The sequence below is a fragment of the Mucilaginibacter sp. genome (assembly GCF_041660805.1).
GTDB lineage: Bacteria > Bacteroidota > Bacteroidia > Sphingobacteriales > Sphingobacteriaceae > Mucilaginibacter.
Genome location: NZ_JBAZVP010000009.1, coordinates 69,631 through 88,501, shown reverse-complemented (window position 1 = coordinate 88,501; position 18,871 = coordinate 69,631). Strand labels below are relative to the sequence as shown.

The following is an 18,871-nucleotide window of genomic DNA, read 5'->3' as shown; positions in this document are numbered from 1 at the left end:
ATTAAAAAAATGCGCAGGCGTTCCTTAGGAACGCTTCGTGATTAATACATTTTTCTACCGAAAGTCTTTACAAACTACAACCCTACATTCATCCCAAAAAAATAATTACGCAGTGGCGATGGGTTATAATACCGGTTACCAACAGCGTTTAGATCATTACCCAGGCTGTATTTTTGGTTAAGCAGGTTGTCTGCCCCGGCGTATAATTCCAGTCGTGCTTTGCGGCTTAGTTTGTGCTGCCATGACGCTTTAGCTTGTAGCAAATGGTATTTGCCGGCATAAACCGTATTGCCATCATTCAGCGGTATTGACGAGGTATAGTTGTGCTGGACAAACAGCGATAAGTATTTTGGAAAATTAACCAGTATAGATGATACCAAAACCTCTTTAGGTACACCCGTAAGCATGTTGTTCGAGTAATTTGCCCCCGCCACTTCATAATCTCTGAACTTGAACCTGCTTAAAGTAAATGAGGTATTAAACTGCAATCCCCTTATAAAGTTATTGGGATTTTGGCGAATAAGCCAATCTGTAAAGGCAACTTCAAACCCAGGCTGGTTGGTACCGCCCGCATTAATGTAATATTCCGTTTCATCGGGGTTTAACTGACGGACGATAGCCTTATCTAACCGGTAATAAAATACCGATGCATCTAAAAACATGCTTTCATCTTTGTTCCGCAGGCGGAAACCGGTCTCATAATTCCAGCCGTATTGTGCCTGCAGATTGGTGTTCACAATATTATCTGTTGGCCTAACCTCGGCAATGGTTGGGGTTGAGTAACCGCGACTAACAGATGCCCGCCAGGCAAAATCGTTAGTGATTTGATAGGATAGGGCCAGCCTTGGCATTAATTGCGGCGTATAATCCCTGTCTGTAAACCCACCTTCATTCAGCGGGGAAATGTTTTTAAATTTATACTGATAGTAGTTTAAACTTACAGCAGCTTCGGCGTGCAGGCGTTTATAGATATCTGCTGCATAGCGCGCAAATATAAAATGCTGGTTGGTGTTGATCTTGTCTATCTTCTGGACATCTCCTTTTACCCCGGCATTATTGTCATAATTGCTAATAAGCGCGTTTGTTTGCTGCCACTCCATGCCTAAGTTCAGTTTCCAGTCTAAGTTTTCTTTTGCTTTGGCGGCCAGTTCAAAATAGGTACGCGCCCCAAATGTGTTTTCGCTTCGTTGCTCATAATTGGTGATGAAAGGATTGGCAAAATCAACATGGTTACCAAATACGGTTAATACGTTACGGATCCGGTCTGTTAAATGGGCCTCATTGATCAATCCTCCTAAAATGATCTTGGTATTGATGCCGATCTTTTGATCTATAGCTCCCGGCAAAGTAGCGGTTGGCAGCCTTGCAGCTCTCGGGTTAGCCTGCATTTGAGCAAGGTTTAATCCACCGGGTGTTTGGTAATTTAAATCAGAATATAAAACTACAGCCCTTAACTCATTATTATTGCCATATTGCCAGCCATTGGTCGCCTGCAAATAATTGCGGTGCATTCGGCTATTTTGGCGGTAACCATCATAGTTTTGATAGGACTGATTGAAGTTAAACCTGTAATTTTTACCGCTTTGCTGTAATGATGCTTTTTCATGGAACAAACCATACGAGCCGCCATTTATTCCGGCTGATAAGTAATTGCTATCTGCACGGCCGCTTACTGGGTTCAGCAAAACTACACCTCCCGAATTGGCGCCAAACAAACTGCCATCAGGGCCTTTTAAAATTTCGATATGTTGTATGTTGCCAATGTCGATAGCGTTTAAATAGGTGTTGCCGCCTGCATCGGTAAGCGGGATCTCATCAAAATAAACCTTAACATCCCTTATGCCGAATGGCGAACGTAACAAACTCCCTCTTATGGATAAACGATAGCTGCCCGGCGAACGCTCTTCCGCCCTTACACCCGGAACTGTATTTAACGCCGTAACAAATGAATTATCGGGCTGTACTTTTAACCTTGCCGGGCCCAGCACACTTACAGATGCAGGAATATTAAGCACAGGCTGTTTAGATAAATATGCCTTAACCGTAACCGTATTTAGCTGGCGTGCAGTATCGGGTTTAGTTTTTGCGGGCTTGTTTTGGGCAAACGTTTGGCTGCCAACTAAAGCAGAAAATAACAGGCAAAGGAAATGTTTTGTCATAAGTGTGGTGAAGCTAACAAAAATAGCTCTTTACAACATATCGGCAATCCTAATTAAAGGTTACATCGCAATTATTTTACACTTACCCCCTACATTTTGTTGTTGACTATCCGGGTGATAATTAACGCATATTATACGCCCAAAAAGTATATTTTTGATTTAACTGTGTCTACAGCAGTTACCACATGCAACCTTCAAAACAAAAAGCGGTTTTAATAGCAATACTTTGTATAATTGGCCTGCAGGCTTTTGCCCAGTTACCCGGCGGCAGTTTAGGCGATCCTGTTATTAACGAAACGTTTGGCGCCGGTACTACTTATGGTACCGGCCCTGCTTTACCGGCTACCGTTACCAATTTTAAATATACAAACGAAACATGCCCCGCCGATGGTTTTTATACCATTGCCAGTAGTTTAGGCAATTGCTTTGGTGGTACCTGGCAGGTTGTGCCCCATGATCATACCGGCGATCAAAATGGCTACATGATGATCATTAATTCCTCCTATGACCCGGGTATATTTTATGTGCAGAAGGCAAGCGGGAATTTGTTGTGCCCAAACACCACATACGAGTTTTCGGCCTGGATCATGAATGTGGTAAGGGACATGGGCAGTACAGCCAACCATATACGGCCAAATATTACCTTCTCAATAGAGACAGCTGATGGGACAGTGCTTAAAACATACAACACAGGTGATATCCCGCAGGGAGACTTTACTGATTTTGTTCAATACGGTACATCATTTACAACCCCATCTAACGGGGCGGATATCGTTGTTAAAATGCGGAATAACGCGCCCGGGGGGAATGGTAATGACCTGATATTGGATGACATTACATTCAGGCCTTATGGGCCAACAATATTGGCAGGTTTTGGAGATGTTACATCAACTGCCGACCGCGACCTGTGCGAAGGAGAAAGTGGTACCTATATTTTAAAAGCGTCACAAGCCGGTTACGCCGACCCTTACTACCAGTGGCAGGTTAACCAAAACGACGGCAAAGGCTGGTTGGATATAGCCGGCGAAACAACCACAACACTTAATGTTTCCTTTATAAGCGCTGTGGCAAATAAAAACCAGTACCGGATAGGAGTTTTAAATGGTGCGGCTTTGGCAATAGAATGCCGCATTTATTCGCCGCCACTAACCGTAAATGTGAACCCCCTGCCGGTTATTACAATTGCAGCCCAAACAATTGTATGTGAAACCCAGGAACTGCGGCTAACCGCAACAGGCGGAACAGATTATAAATGGACGGGTCCAAATGGTTTCACCTCAAATGAGCAATCGCCGGTGGTAAGTTATACGGCCGATAATTCTAAGGATGGGGTTTACACCGTTACGGTTACTACCAAAGGCTGTATTTCTACGGCATCAACAACGGTGAAGGTTTTGCCAAAGGTAAACCCAACAATAAGTAACGATGTTACCATTTGCGAAGGCAGTACAACGCAGTTGGTTGCGGGTGGCGGCATACATTACAAATGGACACCATCTACCGGGCTTGATCATGATGATATTGCCAACCCGGTAGCCAGCCCGCTTGTAACCACCACTTATCATGTAAGGGTAGATAATGGTGGCTGCTTTGATGAAAGTAAATTAGTTACCGTAAGCGTACTTAAAACGCCTGCGGCTAATGCCGGTGCAGATATAACCATGCAGGAAGGTGAAACAGTAAAGCTTAACGGTACAATGGCGGGTGACAATGTAACCTATTACTGGACGCCATCAGACCATATGGATAACCCGCTATCCTTAACGCCAAATGTTAGCCCAACAGATGACATCACCTATACGCTGCATGTAGAATCGCAAAACAACTGTGGCATTGCAACTGACGCGGTTTTTGTGAGGGTTTATAAGAAAATAACCATCCCCAATACATTTTCGCCCAATAACGATGGAGTGAATGACCTTTGGAATATTGATCAGCTAATAACCTATCCAAAATGCGTACTTACCGTTTTTACCCGCGCGGGGCAGCAAGTATATCACAGCTTAGGTTACGCAAAGGCATGGAATGGTAACTACCAGGGACAGACCCTGCCCGCCGGGGTTTATTATTACACTATCGATTTAAAAAACAATACCGCTGTAAGATCTGGCTGGGTAATGATGGTACGGTAGTGGATTAAAACTTAATAAACTTATCCATCTGCTCGTCAGTAAAGCGGAGGGTATCTTCAGGTATCAGGTCGCCTTTTTCATCAAACTCCTTGTTAATATTGGAAATATGAATTTTCAACGGCATTACGTTTAAATGAACATAGTGGCATACACCAGTAAAATGGTCAATGCCACGAATATTGCCATACTTGCCCGATGACAGGCCAACCAGCGCTACTTTCTTTTCATAAAAACTTTGGGGAAAGCTGCAGGCATCTATAAAAACCTTTAACACACCCGGGAAACTGCCATTATACTCGGGTATCACAAATAAAAACTTTTCGGTAGCGGTTATTTGTTGCTGTATTTTTTCAAATTCGGCACTTCGTTTGCCGTACAGGTCGGTTTTAATAAGATTATCGGGCAGTTCGGTAAGGGATAGTAAGTTAGCCTCCAGTCCCTTTTGCGCCAACCTTTTTTGATAGTATTTGGCCAGTTTTAAGGTTGAACTGCCGGGCCTGTTGGTAGATGCTATAATGGTGACCATTTGTTGATTTAGTGATTTATTGAATTAGTGATTTGCTTAATTAAAAGTTTGATGAGTGCTTGAAATCACTAATTCAGTCATTCACTAATTCAAAAATATTTCCTCCACAATGTTTGTAAGTTGGCTTAACCTGTGGATTTCTGATTATTTAAATCCGTATCTTTAGCGGCGGATAAAAAACATTACAAACATAGAAATTTCTGTTTTTGTTTTTCGTTGTTATAATTTTGCAATTATAAATTTTTTTGAAGATATAGAATGAATAAAATTATTGCTTTAGCTAATCAAAAAGGTGGCGTCGGAAAAACTACATCATCAATAAACCTTGCTGCAAGTTTAGCCGTGCTTGAATATAAAACTTTATTGGTAGATGCTGATCCACAGGCTAACTCAACCTCTGGGATAGGATTTGATCCGCGCAATATCAAAAACAGTATATATGAATGCATCATCAATGATATTGATCCGCATGATGCTATCCAAAAAACTGATACCCCTAATCTGGATCTGTTACCGGCACATATAGACCTGGTTGGTGCCGAGATAGAAATGATAAATTTAACCAACCGCGAGTTTAAAATGAAAGCGGTGTTGGAAAGCATCAGGCATGAGTATGATTTTATTATTATTGATTGTTCACCATCATTAGGTTTAATAACCATTAATGCCCTTACCGCGGCAGATTCAGTTATCATCCCGGTACAATGTGAATATTTTGCGTTAGAGGGTTTGGGCAAACTGTTAAATACAATTAAGATAGTACAATCAAGGTTAAATACACAGTTAGAAATTGAAGGTATATTATTGACCATGTATGATGTGCGTTTACGCCTGTCAAACCAGGTGGTTGATGAAGTTAAAACACATTTTGAAGATATGGTTTTTGATACCATTATACAGCGTAATACGCGTTTGAGCGAGGCGCCGAGTTTTGGTTTATCAGTTATTATGCACGACGCAAACTGTAAAGGTGCCGTTAATTATTTGAACCTCGCCCGTGAGATCCTTCGCAAGAATGGTTTGGTTAAGGACGAAGAACTGGCAACTACAGTAACAGCTTAACAAATTATGAGTACAGAAAAGAGAAACGCACTCGGAAAAGGGTTAAGTGCCCTGTTAAATGATTCTGAAAGCGTACTTCCTAATAAAAACAATTACAGTAATAATGCTAACCGCAACGTATCTGAGGTAAATAGCTTAGGCTCTGTAAACGAGATCAGGATAAGTGAGATTGAGGTTAACCCATTTCAGCCACGTACCGAGTTTGATGAACAGGCCCTGGCAGATCTTACCGCATCTATTAAACTACAGGGATTAATACAGCCTATAACGGTTAGGCGTGTTAATGCGCACAAGTACCAGTTAATATCAGGTGAGCGGAGGCTGCGTGCGTCAAAATTGGCAGGCTTTACACAAATTCCGGCTTATGTACGCAGTGCTAACGACCAGCAAATGCTGGAGATGGCGCTTATTGAGAACATTCAGCGCGAAAACCTGAATGCTATTGAGGTTGCCCTAAGTTTTCAGCGGATGATAGACGAGTGTAACTTAAAGCAGGAAGAATTAGGTGACCGCGTTAGCAAGAACAGATCAACCGTTACCAATTACTTAAGGCTGCTAAAATTACCGCCAACCATACAGGCATCACTGCGTGATAATCAAATAAGCATGGGCCATGCAAAAGCGCTCTTAGCTGTGGAAGATCCTGCAATACAACTCTATATTCATCAGCAGGTTATCAAAAATGGCCTGTCGGTACGTAAGGTAGAAGAGATGGTGAGGGATATACAGCAGGCCCCTGTTAAAAAAGAAGGAAAACAGCCTGAAGCACTTGCTTTTCAGATGCAAAAGATACAGGACGACCTTGCCTCAAAATTCAGCACTCGTGTTAAGCTTAAAGTTAACAGCCAGGGCAATGGATCAATAGAAATACCGTTTCTATCAGAAGATGATCTGGGCCGTATACTTGAAATGCTGGATTGGTAGCTATGTTTAAATACTTTTTGGGTGCCGTATTTTTTATGCTGACAGGTTTTTGTGCAATAACGCAAGCGCAGGATACGGTTGTACGGAAAAAGGCAGATACTACCGTTGTTGCCCCTCCTAAAAAAGTTGATGATGCCGGCCAGCGCTTTGTACCTAAGCTAAAAAAAGAAAAAGTTTACCATCCGGATAGTACCCATATACCCAGTTTAGCCGTAAAGCGGTCGCTCATTATCCCCGGTTGGGGCCAATGGTATAATCGTAGAGGGGCCTGGTGGAAAATACCCGCTATATATGCAGGTTTAGGTGCATTAGGTTACTCTATAGTGGAAAGCCAAAAAAACTATAAAATGTTTTTGGCGCTTTATAGGATAAGGAATACGGGAGTTGTACCCACCCTGCCAGGGCAGCCTTATTATGCAGAGTATAAAAAATATGAAGCAGAGTACAACTTGTACAGCCGCTCGCCTATATCATCTTTGCAAGAGGCTGCAAGCAACTACCAGCGTAATTTTCAAATAAGTATTCTTAGTGTTGTTGCGGTTTGGGGGGTACAGGCAGTTGAAGCCTACATTGAAGCAAAATTCATCAATTCCTTTACGGTTGATAACGATCTTTCTATGAAAGTTACCCCAGGCTTTATCAATCAATCAACATATGCAATGGCAAATGTTAGCAATGCTTATATTCCGGGTATAAAAATTACCTTTACGCTTAAATAGTAGTTAGCATTGCTTTTAACCAATCCATATTAAACAATGAAGATCGCATTATTAGGTTACGGTAAAATGGGGAAGATCATCGAGAAGATAGCCCATGACCGTAAACATGAAATTGTATTAAAAATAGATAATAACAACCTGCATGACCTTACTTCAGAGAACTTACAGCAGGCCGATGTTGCAATTGAATTCAGCACACCATCAACCGTATTAGGTAATATCGAAGCCTGTTTTAAAGCGGGTGTACCGGTTGTGGTGGGTACTACAGGCTGGCACCACGAAATGGCCCAGATAAAAGAGCAATGCGAGTATGGTAAAAACTCCCTGATATACGCCACCAACTTTAGCGTTGGTGTAAACATCTTTTTCCACGTAAATAAAATTTTAGCAAAGCTGATGAACAGCTACCCATACTATGATGTACAGGTAGAAGAAATTCATCATACTCAAAAGCTTGATTCGCCAAGCGGTACCGCTATTACCATTGCCGAGGGTATAATTGATAACCTGGAAAGCAAAGCAGGCTGGGTAAATATTTTAACCGGCGATGATACCGCTGATGATGCTAATGTAACTAATGATCAGTTGCTGATAGAATCGCACAGGATTGACAGCGTGCCGGGCACCCACACCGTTATATATGATTCTGAAGTAGATACCATAGAGTTTAAACACACCGCGCATAACCGTAATGGGTTTGCATTAGGTGCAGTACTTGCCGCAGAATGGGTAGAGGATAAAAAAGGTTTTTTCTCGGTAGAAGATATGTTTGATTTTAACAAATAGTAATTAATTTACTACCCATCAATAATTAAAAAATGAACTGGAAATTCTGGAATAAAAGTAAAGACGATACAAAAAAGAAGAAAAAAAGTGCAACCCGTGAATGGGCCGATGCTATCATCTTCGCGGTAATTGCTGCTACACTGATCCGTACTTTGTTTATTGAAGCTTACACCATCCCTACACCATCAATGGAGAGATCATTACTGGTAGGCGATTTTTTATTTGTAAGTAAAGTTAATTATGGTGCCCGCACACCAATGACGCCTATTGCGTTTCCGTTTGCGCATCACACCATGCCACTATTGGGTACAAAAGCTTATTGGGATGGCATAAAATTGCCATACTATCGTTTACCTGGTTTAAGCGATGTTAAAAAAGGCGACGTGGTAGTATTTAACTACCCAATGGAAGCCGATTCGCCGTATTATCGCCCTGTTGATAAACGCGAGAATTATATCAAACGCTGCCAGGGCGCCCCCGGCGATACGGTAAGCCTTATTGATGCACAGGTTTATGTGAACGGTAAAGCCGCTCCAAACCCTCCGGGAGAACAAACAGATTATACTATTACCACCAATGGTATGGAAATGAACCCGCAGATATTAGAGGATTTGAATGTATCTAATTATGAAAACATTCCCTTCCCAACTATGACTAAAGATGCGGCTGCCAAACTGAAAAGTTACTCAAATGTTAAGTCCGTTACTCAAAATATTAAGCAAAGGGGTTTAGCTGATCCGTTTAACGCTGTTTTCCCGGCTGCTTACCCTAAGTATGCTTTAAGCCCGCAGAATGGCGCTTTTAACTGGAACGTGGATAACTACGGCCCTATTATTGTCCCTAAAAAAGGATGGACAATAAAGCTGGACAGCTTAACTATGCCATTATATGGCCGTGCTATTGAAATTTATGAGAACAATAAAGTACAGATAGTTGGGAAAGAGGTAATGATAAATGGCAAAAAAGCCGATAGCTACACTTTTAAAATGAATTACTACTGGATGATGGGTGATAACCGTCATGATTCTGCCGATTCAAGATACTGGGGCTTTGTACCCGAAGACCACATTGTGGGTAAAGCCCTTTTCATTTGGATGAGCTGGGATGATAACGCCCCATTCTTCAGCAAAATTCGTTGGAGCAGATTATTTAGAGGGATAAATTAATAGACATTAGCATAAATACAAAAGCCCTGTTCATTTGAGCAGGGCTTTTGTATTTATGATATTTAAACCGTGTCTTTGCGATGAGCAGCCCGGGATAGTGAAATGAGGCGACGTGGCAATCTCGTAGCCAATGCATAACCGCCTAACGCCCTACGAGATTGCCACGCTACGCTCGCAATGACATATAATACATGTTAATAGCACAACTACTCCCCAATAAACTTCAAACCCACCTGCCTACGCGCTTCGTCTATCATGGCTATCATTTGTCTTGACATTTCATGGGGAATGATTGGACTTTCAGTTGCACCGGCCCGGATCTGGTCGCAAAAGTGAGCTGTCTCGTAATTAAGGCCGCCCGCGGTAAAGGGCTCATTCAGTTCAACGCTTCTGCCATCAAGATAATCAATAGTAGCCTTTGCCGGGTTCCACCAGTTTTTGTGGATGGTAATATGGCCCAACGTACCAGCAATTAGCGCATCGCCTTTGCCATGCAGATCAAAACCGGTATATACCTGCGAATAACCACCGGTATGCCGGGTTTGGAATATCGCGAACATATCTATCCCGGTTTCGCCAAAATGACCCATGGCTTGTAAGTTCAATAGGGCGCCCAGCCAGTCAATAGCTAAAAAAGCTTCGTAAATGCCAATCCCCATGAGGCTGCCACCTGCAAGTTCATAGCTAAAGTTAGGATGGTCCTTACTAATATCAGCCACTGATGAACCCGCCCGTACGTAGCCAACCTGCCCGATAGGATCCTGCAGTAAATGCTCTTTTAACCTGGTGTAAAGCGGGTAAAAGGGTGGTTTCATCCCCTCCATAAATAAAAGTCCGGTTGATTTTACCACTTCTAAAACTTCATCTAACTGGCTCAAATTAATTGTAGCCGGTTTTTCACATAATACGTGCTTGCCTGCTTTTAACGCTTGTATAGCATATTGCGCATGGCTGTCAGGCAGGGTAGCAATGTAAACAGCATCAATATCGCTTGCCAGTAGCTCTTCAATCGTAGTGTATGCTTTGCCGCCATATTGCTTAACAAAGGCATCCACGGTTTCCGCCCTGCGCGACCATGACGCTGCCAGTTCTGCGCCCGGTACCTCTGGTAATCCCTGCATGAAGCGGTGTGCAATGCGTCCACACCCAATAATTCCCCAGCGTATCATTCAATCAAAATTTAAAAGTTAAAATTAAAAAAGCCTTAAGCTGAAACAGCTTAAGGCTAATATTTGCTACCAATTTAATTATTGGTACTGGATGTAAATAGGGTATGGTTTGTACCTTGATAGCACCTCCTCAGGCGTAAGCATGTGGTGAGGCGCTTTTTTAATATCGTTTTTGTAGAACAGTTTAAACCCTGTAAACTGAACCGGTTCCTGGTTAATGAAGTAACGGTAAGTACCAGTCTTCAGGTCGGGTTCGCCCCATCCATCCATATCCATTACCACCTGCACTTCAGGGCGTAGTTTAATGTTTTTATAATTGGTTACCATTTTACGGGTAAAGCGGTGAATAACCAAAATTTTTGGAGGAAGGCCATGTTTTTTAACAATGCCGGCTAAGTAACCCGATACAAAATTAATATCGCTTGCATCATAAGTGCCAATTTTTTTGCCCGGCTTGCTGCCATCTTTCATAGAGAACTCAGGGTCCATACCAAAATGAACTTGGGGCATAGACAGGTATTTTTCAAACAGTGGTAGCTCTGTTTGTATATTACTTAATGCAACCTGTACATCTAAAAACACAATTGCATGCGCTTTTTTGGCAAGTACCAGTACGCTGTCAATTTGTTTAAAAGGCATACGGTAACGGAACTTTCCATCTTTACCGCCATCGCCCTGCGCCACTACTGCAATGTAATGCAAAGCAGGCTGAACAGGTGTTTTTGGATCGGCTTTATTCCATGCTTTTACTTCACCTTTTAATTTAGCCAGCATTTCGTTAGTCGGAAGTTCACCTAAAATGCCCATTTTTTTTGAATACAGGTTGCCATAAAAAGCAACCACACGCTTATAAGGTAAAATAGCGCCGCCCAATGGATAAGGCGTGTTTTTAACCGGCCATCTGCCGGAAGTATCGCCATGGGCATTGAATTTTATCAGGGAATCATATTGCGCTTTATCAATAGGCGGATAGCTTGATTTAGCCACACTTAAGGTATCGGGTTCGTCTTCAGAATTTTTGGCTGTAGCATCCGATTTTTTATCTGGTGCCTTTTTGCCGTCGCTTTGATTGCAGTTTGAGAAAAACACTACCGTGCAAAGTACAAACAGGGCAGAAAAAATTACGCTTTTGAATTTCATAAATGTGCTAGTATATTGATTGCTGTGCAGATGTGCTATTATCTGCTAATTTAATATTTAGATAAATATAGTGCTTGTAAAGATAGCAGTTGATAAAAGTTATCAAGACTTATTTTTATAAAACTTGCCAAACACACCCAACGGTAATTTAGGCCCTGCGGTTGCCTGCAGGTAAAGTTCGCCTATCTCCAGGTTTTGCACTTTAGGATATGCCTGCTTAATTAAATTCTCAATAATTACAGACGAAAAACCAAGTGAATAAGTATTCAATATCAGAAAATGTTCTTCGGGATCAAGCAGTTGCATAACATCGTTCATCATCTCGTTAATGTTATCTTCCAGTTTCCACTTTTCGCCATTGGGGCCATTGCCATACGCGGGCGGATCAAGGATAATACCGTTGTAGGTTTTACCGCGCTTTACCTCGCGCTTAACAAACTTCAAAGCATCTTCTACCATCCAGCGGATATCTTTTAAACCGGATAGTTCCTGGTTCTCATTAGCCCAGGTAACCACTTGTTTTATAGAGTCTACATGAGTAGTATCTGCACCGGCTGCACGCGCAATTAGTGATGCCCCACCAGTGTAAGCAAACAGGTTAAGAACTTTTGGAGCAGGCGTTTTAAATTTTTTGATATTATCTGATATATAATCCCAGTTAACAGCCTGCTCGGGGAAGATACCCAGGTGTTTAAAAGAAGTTAAACCCAAACGGAACTTTATAGCAACATCGTCATTCTTGTACTCAACATGCCAGCGATCGGGCGTTTTCGGGTCTTTTTTCACCCAGTCACCTGCGGTTGCGCTGCGCCCTTTGAATTTAATATGATGCAGTTTTTGCCATTCGGCTTCGGTTAAAGCCTTGCTCCATACGGCCTGTGGCTCGGGGCGGATAAGTATAATATTGCCAAACCGTTCCAGTTTTTCAAAGTTGCCGCAATCAATCAGCTCGTAATCTTTCCAGTGGGTTGGGGTAAGAAGTTGGATCATTTGTATCAGTTTGCAGTTTTAAGTTTGCAGTTCGTAGTAAACGTTTGCAAATATAGATAAAGCGATGCTAACTGCTAACTGTCAACTGCAAACTACAATTTAACCTTTGCTGCCTGCATAAATTTGCTGGCAAATACAAAATCGTTTAGTTCTTTGTTATCAGTATGGGCAATTTCTTTGTTTGATCCTTCCCACCATTTTTGGCCCTGGTGTAAAAATATGATGTTATCGCCAATACCCATTACCGAGTTCATATCATGGGTAACTACTACAGTTGTCATATCATACTCTGTAGTAAGCTCGTTAATCAATTCATCTATAAGGATGGATGTTTTTGGATCAAGGCCCGAGTTTGGTTCATCCACAAATAAGTATTTGGGTTGCATGGATATGGCGCGGGCAATGCCTACACGTTTTTTCATCCCGCCTGATAGCTCTGCCGGGTAAAGTTTATTCTTACCTTTTAGATTAACCCTTTCAAGACAAAAATTAGCACGTTCCAGTTTTTCGTCTTTTGATTGCCTGGTGAACAGATTAAGCGGGAACATGATATTCTCCTCAACCGTCATGGAATCAAACAGCGCGGAGTTTTGGAACAGCATCCCTATTTGTGTACGGATAGGTACACGTTCGGTAAAATCCATTTCACTAAAATTCTGGTCTTCAAAAAACACCTGGCCTTTGGTTGGTTCATGCAAACCTACAATGCATTTAAGCAAAGTAGTTTTACCGGAGCCGGAACCACCGATGATCAAATTATTTTTGCCGGTTTGGAATTTAGCGCTGATGCCTTTAAGCACTTCATTATCTCCAAAGGTTTTATAAATATCTTTAACTTCGATCATAGCATTAAACTTGTGATCATAAGGTCAGCAAATAAGATCCATACACAGCTATAAACCACACCCGCTGTTGCCGATTGGCCAACTTCAAGTGCGCCACCTGATGTATAAAAACCCTGATAAGAACATACGGAAGCAATAATAAAACCAAAAACAAAGGCTTTAACCAGCGCTACCCGAACGGTGAGGCCATCAAAACCATCATTTACACCCATAATATAATCTGCGGGAGTAATATCGCCGGTTACTACACATGCAATGTAACCACCTGTAATACCAAGCATTATTGATATAATAACCAGCATGGGCACCATTGTAATACTTGCAATTATTTTAGGAGATATTAAATATCCCGGCGCGTTTACCCCCATAATTTCAAGGGCATCAATTTGCTCGGTAACCCGCATAGTGCCTATTTGTGATGCAAAGCTGGAACCTATACGGCCTGCAAGTACCAGTGATGAAATGGTAGGGCTAAACTCCAGAATGTTTGAGTCGCGTGATATACTGCCGGCAATACTACGTGGCACCAGCGGACTGGATAACTGAAATGCAACCTGAATAGTAGTTGCCGCGCCAATAAATACTGATATAATACTGATGATGCCCAATGAGCCTATACCTACCGATACCATCTCAAGCATCACCTCTTTCCAGTAAACACTGAACTTCTCGGGCCTTTTAAAACTTAAACGCAGTAAGAGTATATATTTTCCTAAGCTTTGAAACATTGTGACAATAAAAATCGGTTAAAAATACATTTTTTAATTTTAAGCTATGCCGGTTAACATAATTGAGTTAATTAAATGAGATATTTATAAAATGAATTATTCATGGCTATCTATATAAAAACAGGTATTCTTGTTTATTTCATTATAAAACAATAATCAAAATGAAAAACGCTTTAATTACCGGAGCTACTAAAGGTATTGGCCGTGCCGTTGCCATTGCTTTCGCTAAACAAGGAATAAATGTGGCAATTTGTTCTCGTAACGAAAAAGAATTATTAAATTTTAAAGCCGAATTGGAAGAAATTAACCCACAGATTACTATTGCGGCCATAGTTGCCGACGCCAGCAAGCGTGATGAACTGATAAATTTTGCTTCATTCACCGAGAAAAAGCTGGGTTTCGTCGGCATTATTGTAAATAATGTGGGTATGTACAAGTACTCAACTATACTTAATGACAGCGACGATTCCTTCCAAAAACAGATAGATACCAACCTTATGCCAACCTATGAACTATACCGTTTCTTCGGTAAAAGTATGGTTTCTGTCGGTGAAGGGCATATATTCAATATATGCTCGGTTGCGGCTATAAACCCTATAGCCGAGGCAGGGGTGTACAGTGTAACAAAGTATGCCCTGTTAGGTCTTAATAAGGTAATGCGGCTCGAAATGCAGGAACATGGTGTTAAAGTAACAGCAATAATTCCGGGGTCAACATTAACAGATTCATGGCGGGATCAGGAGGTTGATAAAACCAAGATGGTAATGCCTGAAGATATAGCATCGGCAATCATAAATATATACAATATGAGTACCGGCGCCAATGTTGATGAAATGATCATAAAACCTGCAGGAGGCCAGATATAATAACCAAACACTAAAAACTAAATAAAATGGAAAAGAAACTTTATCGAGACGAACACCGCAAGATGATAGGTGGTGTTTGCGCAGGCCTGGCAGATTATTTTGGCATTGATGTATCAATAATACGTGCTATATTTTTATTAAGCCTTGTATTAAAAGGTGTAGGCTTTTTACCCTATGTAATTTTATGGATTGTATTGCCAAGAAGGAACTACGATTTTTATAACCCTAATGCCAATGTTAATCCGGGTGTTGATTATACCAACTTTAACCAGGGATATAACAGCCCTAAAGTTGATTACTCTGTACCGCCGCCAACAGCCAGCCAGCCATTTATGCCGGCTCCGGCAAAAAAATCAAACGCCGGTTTAATTTTTGGTGTGGTGCTTATTGTTTTAGGTGGTGTGTTTTTACTTGATGAATTTGACATATTCCCTGATTTTGATTTTGAGAGAACCTGGCCGGTAATATTAGTAGCTATAGGTGCAATGCTGATATTTACAGGGCAAAAAAAAGAAGCGTGGGAAAAGCACGAATGGCAGACCCCATCTGCTACAACCGATAGTAAAGTAGATACTGATGCCACAAGTGAAAGTACCGAAAATGATAAAAAGGACGACCAAACTAATTCATCAACCATATAGCAATGAAACTATCATGCGCTTTATTGCATGATCAATCATTACAATTAAAAACATAAGAAAATGAAAAGCGAAAAAATAATGCCGGGCATTATCCTGGTTGCAATAGGCGCCATATTCCTGTTAAACAATTACAACGTAATTGATTTTCATTGGGGCAACCTGATCCGTTTATGGCCTATATTTTTAATTATGGGGGGTGTTAACCTGGTTTTAGCCAACAACAAATCGGCATGGGCCACCATGCTTAAAATAGCAGTTGTAATAGGTGGGTTTGCTTTGCTGATTTTTGCCCATGTTGAAAATAATTACTTTTTCCCCCGTTACGGCTGGCATTATAATGACAGGGACCGTTATGATAATTATGACAAGAACAACGATAACGACGACGATGATGATAATAAGGACTCAAGGGATATTGTACGCGTTGAAGGAAGCAGTACTTACAGTGAGCCTTATAATGCAGCAGCTACATCGGCAATACTTAATATTAGCGGAGGGGGTACTGTTTATACATTAAAAGACTCTACCAGCCAGTTGTTTAATGCGGTTACTAAAGAGTTTTATAACAAGTTTGAGTTTAGCCACAGCATGGCAGGAAACGTACCTGTACTTGGCCTGCACATGAAAAAGAAGAATGGCAACCATTTTGATTGGGACAGCGAAAAATCAAGCTCTGCCGATATTAAATTAAATGTTAACCCTGAGTGGGAAGTAAATGTTGAAGCAGGAGCTACCAAACTGGATTTCGACCTGAGTAAATTTAAGGTGAAAAAGCTTAAACTAAGCGGAGGTGCCGCATCATTTAACATCAAATTAGGCCAGCCGTTGGCAACTACAAATGTTGATGTTTCAACAGGTGTGTCTGAAGTGGATATTAAAGTACCTCAAAACGCAGCTTGCCGTATTGAATCCAGCTCCGGCTTGTCATCAACAGATTTTGATGGCTTCATTAACAATGGTGATAATACTTATCAAACAGCAGGCTTTGATGCTGCTAAAAATAAAATGTACATCCACATGAAAGGTGGCGTGTCTGACTTTAAAGTTACCCGCTACTAATAGCTTTTAAAAAGCCGGAGGTTTATATGCATTAATCTTTTAAATTTGATGACCATGCAATCCTCCGGCTTTAGTATTCCTCCATCTTTAAGTAACACTAAATACATTTTAGTGGTTAACGGTAAACCAACCGGGCCATTTAGTATTGAAGAGCTAAGATCACGCAAAATAAAACCCGGCGACTTTGTAAAAACCGAAGCAATGGACGACTATAAAGAAGCCCATGAAATTGCTGAGCTAAGGCAGCTTTTCGGATTCATCAAACAACCATTACCACTACAATATTTCGGGAGTTTTGATCAGCGGGCAATTGCTTCGGTAGTTGATTGGCTCATTGTATCATTTGGATTTGTTTTTGTGGCAATAGGGGCCGTAATAGTGGTAACGGATAAAATGCTGCAGATGATTATATCTGTAAGTATGGTGTCACTCATCCCCATTGCAAAAATGGTTTACCATGTTGTAATGGAAAGTTCAGATAAACAGGCCACCTATGGTAAACAACTCTTAAGCATCAGGGTAACCGATTTAGAAGGTGCCCGCATAAATACTTCGAAAGCCATTACCAGGAACCTTGGTAAAATTTTATCAACCGCTACTTTATGTGCTGGTTACCTTATGTGTTTTTTTAACAAAAAACAACAATGCCTGCATGATATGATAGCCGATACACTGGTCATAAAGGATAGGTTGTAAACACAAAAATCACCAACTTAATTTATTGACTTTTTTAAGCGTTTAATAACAGGGATTTCAACCCAGTTAGTATAAACAATGCTGATAATTATAAAAATGATTATCAGTAACACTGTAAAAAAGCAAGTGTTAGCGAAGAAATAGTTTCCAAATCTTTCGATAAGAATTACTCCAACATTCTGATGTATGAGGTATAAAAAATAGGAAGACACTCCAATTTTATTGAACAACCTATTATCAATCATTTTTAATGACGCAGGAAAATATACAAAGCAAACAAACAGTATTATCATGCACACATTAGTGATTCTGGCATTAATGTATATTGAAAAGTAAATTTGAATTAAAACAAAAATTAAGATTGACAGAATTAAAAAAAGAGGTGCTTTTAAACCTTTATTTTTAAGCTTAAAAAGCTCATAAAATATTGCTCCAATAGTAAAATATTGAATAAAATTAAGAAGGTTGAAAATACCTATAAAGGAGTTTAAATTAGAAAATAGAAAGTTATTGGGGTTTAATTTAAAAAAATTGGCTCCGTTAATATTACTGTTTAACCAAAATAAGCCAACAGCAAATAATGACAACAAAATAAAATTTCTAATAAAATTTGCGCGACTAAAAAAGAACAGAGCGCCCGCTATAATATAAAATTGAATCTCTGGCCAAATGGACCAGAGCGCACCATCTATGTAATTGAATATTTTTTCGTCCGGGCTAAAAAAGAAGTTTAACAAATTGGGGCCAATAAGGCTGAGGCTTGTTAAATACTGTATTAAAGTATCAACAGGCTTTGCATTAGTTAAAATTAATAATGTTACTAAAGTTAAGGTTGATGCTATAATAGCCGATGGATATAATCTGATCAGCCTTTTTTTATAAAAACCTAATAATGACGATGTATTCTCCAGCGTATAAAATATTACGAAACCGCTTATTATAAAAAAAAACTGAACGCCAAATTTACCCTGTGAAAAATAGTCGAATTTATTTTGGTATGGATATGGAAAATCGTCTCTTGAAAAAAAGTGGAATAATAATACACCTGTAATTGCAATAGCCCTAAATCCATCAAGTATACCTATTCTTGTTTTATGCATTATTAACGTAAAGCTAAAAAGTGCAATATAGATAATAATGAGGCTGCTAAATGGCGATTTTTTAAAGAAACTGTTGTAATTGATTTTGTAACGACTTTGTTAAAAAGTGTTAAATTCTACGAAACTGTCGTAGGTAAACTAATCTGTTAGTTATATTTGTGAT

At 40.4% G+C, this 18,871-nt stretch carries 18 protein-coding genes; 10 read left to right on the top strand and 8 right to left on the bottom strand.

All coding sequences use genetic code 11. The annotated features are described in order from the left end of the window. Positions 1–74 precede the first annotated feature (74 nt). Positions 75–2,159 (bottom strand): TonB-dependent receptor, encoded by a 2,085-nt coding sequence (locus tag WC743_RS13645; protein ID WP_373012566.1) that lies wholly within the window; start codon positions 2,157–2,159, stop codon positions 75–77. Between the two features lie 185 nt (positions 2,160–2,344). Between WC743_RS13645 and WC743_RS13640 the strand changes: the two genes are divergently transcribed. Further along, positions 2,345–4,291 carry a gliding motility-associated C-terminal domain-containing protein gene (locus WC743_RS13640; protein ID WP_373012565.1) on the top strand — a complete coding sequence of 649 codons (1,947 nt, stop codon included), beginning with the start codon at positions 2,345–2,347 and terminating at the stop codon, positions 4,289–4,291. Positions 4,292–4,295: 4 nt separating this feature from the next. Here the strand turns inward: WC743_RS13640 and WC743_RS13635 are convergent, their stop codons facing one another. After that, complete coding sequence (locus tag WC743_RS13635; RefSeq protein ID WP_373012564.1) at positions 4,296–4,817, bottom strand: NADPH-dependent FMN reductase; 522 nt, start codon at positions 4,815–4,817, stop codon at positions 4,296–4,298. A 258-nt stretch (positions 4,818–5,075) separates the two neighbouring features. Here WC743_RS13635 and WC743_RS13630 point away from each other — a divergent pair, with 258 nt between their 5' ends. The 5 genes from WC743_RS13630 to lepB are packed head-to-tail and all read left to right on the top strand — an operon-like array spanning position 5,076 to position 9,474. After that, a complete protein-coding gene (locus WC743_RS13630; RefSeq protein WP_373012563.1) occupies positions 5,076–5,879 on the top strand; it encodes a ParA family protein in 804 nt (267 codons plus the stop codon). Positions 5,880–5,885: 6 nt separating this feature from the next. Further along, positions 5,886–6,803, top strand: a complete 918-nt coding sequence (locus WC743_RS13625; protein ID WP_373012562.1) for a ParB/RepB/Spo0J family partition protein — start codon at positions 5,886–5,888, stop codon at positions 6,801–6,803. Positions 6,804–6,805: 2 nt separating this feature from the next. After that, positions 6,806–7,522, top strand: a complete 717-nt coding sequence (locus WC743_RS13620) for a DUF5683 domain-containing protein (RefSeq protein ID WP_373012561.1) — start codon at positions 6,806–6,808, stop codon at positions 7,520–7,522. 36 nt (positions 7,523–7,558) lie between these two features. Beyond that, a complete protein-coding gene (dapB, locus tag WC743_RS13615) occupies positions 7,559–8,308 on the top strand; it encodes a 4-hydroxy-tetrahydrodipicolinate reductase (protein WP_373012560.1) in 750 nt (249 codons plus the stop codon). Between the two features lie 32 nt (positions 8,309–8,340). Next, positions 8,341–9,474, top strand: coding sequence for a signal peptidase I (lepB, locus tag WC743_RS13610; RefSeq protein WP_373012559.1), 1,134 nt, complete (start codon positions 8,341–8,343; stop codon positions 9,472–9,474). A 206-nt stretch (positions 9,475–9,680) separates the two neighbouring features. Here the strand turns inward: lepB and WC743_RS13605 are convergent, their stop codons facing one another. From WC743_RS13605 to WC743_RS13585, 5 genes are all read right to left on the bottom strand, one after another. Beyond that, positions 9,681–10,643, bottom strand: a complete 963-nt coding sequence (locus tag WC743_RS13605; protein WP_373012558.1) for a Gfo/Idh/MocA family protein — start codon at positions 10,641–10,643, stop codon at positions 9,681–9,683. Positions 10,644–10,721: 78 nt separating this feature from the next. Next, positions 10,722–11,783 carry a hypothetical protein gene (locus tag WC743_RS13600; protein ID WP_373012557.1) on the bottom strand — a complete coding sequence of 354 codons (1,062 nt, stop codon included), beginning with the start codon at positions 11,781–11,783 and terminating at the stop codon, positions 10,722–10,724. A gap of 102 nt (positions 11,784–11,885) precedes the next feature. Beyond that, entirely contained in the window at positions 11,886–12,773 is an 888-nt protein-coding gene (locus tag WC743_RS13595) for a class I SAM-dependent methyltransferase (protein WP_373012556.1), read from the bottom strand. A 92-nt stretch (positions 12,774–12,865) separates the two neighbouring features. Beyond that, complete coding sequence (locus WC743_RS13590) at positions 12,866–13,618, bottom strand: ABC transporter ATP-binding protein (protein WP_373012555.1); 753 nt, start codon at positions 13,616–13,618, stop codon at positions 12,866–12,868. After that, a complete protein-coding gene (locus tag WC743_RS13585; RefSeq protein WP_373012554.1) occupies positions 13,615–14,346 on the bottom strand; it encodes an MlaE family ABC transporter permease in 732 nt (243 codons plus the stop codon). Before WC743_RS13585 ends, WC743_RS13590 begins: the two co-directional genes overlap by 4 nt. Before the next feature lie 161 nt (positions 14,347–14,507). On the opposite strand from WC743_RS13585, the gene WC743_RS13580 reads away from it, so the two are divergent. From WC743_RS13580 to WC743_RS13565, 4 genes are read left to right on the top strand one after another with little or no spacing between them, the layout of a single operon-like run. Continuing rightward, complete coding sequence (locus WC743_RS13580) at positions 14,508–15,212, top strand: SDR family oxidoreductase (RefSeq protein ID WP_373012553.1); 705 nt, start codon at positions 14,508–14,510, stop codon at positions 15,210–15,212. Between the two features lie 26 nt (positions 15,213–15,238). Continuing rightward, positions 15,239–15,853 carry a PspC domain-containing protein gene (locus tag WC743_RS13575; RefSeq protein WP_373012552.1) on the top strand — a complete coding sequence of 205 codons (615 nt, stop codon included), beginning with the start codon at positions 15,239–15,241 and terminating at the stop codon, positions 15,851–15,853. A gap of 60 nt (positions 15,854–15,913) precedes the next feature. After that, on the top strand, positions 15,914–16,912 hold the full coding sequence (locus tag WC743_RS13570; RefSeq protein ID WP_373012551.1) for a LiaI-LiaF-like domain-containing protein: 999 nt from the start codon (positions 15,914–15,916) through the stop codon (positions 16,910–16,912). A 48-nt stretch (positions 16,913–16,960) separates the two neighbouring features. After that, positions 16,961–17,608 carry an RDD family protein gene (locus WC743_RS13565; RefSeq protein ID WP_373012550.1) on the top strand — a complete coding sequence of 216 codons (648 nt, stop codon included), beginning with the start codon at positions 16,961–16,963 and terminating at the stop codon, positions 17,606–17,608. A gap of 17 nt (positions 17,609–17,625) precedes the next feature. Here WC743_RS13565 and WC743_RS13560 read toward each other — a convergent pair whose 3' ends face one another. Beyond that, a complete protein-coding gene (locus tag WC743_RS13560; RefSeq protein WP_373012549.1) occupies positions 17,626–18,708 on the bottom strand; it encodes an acyltransferase family protein in 1,083 nt (360 codons plus the stop codon). Positions 18,709–18,871 lie beyond the last annotated feature (163 nt).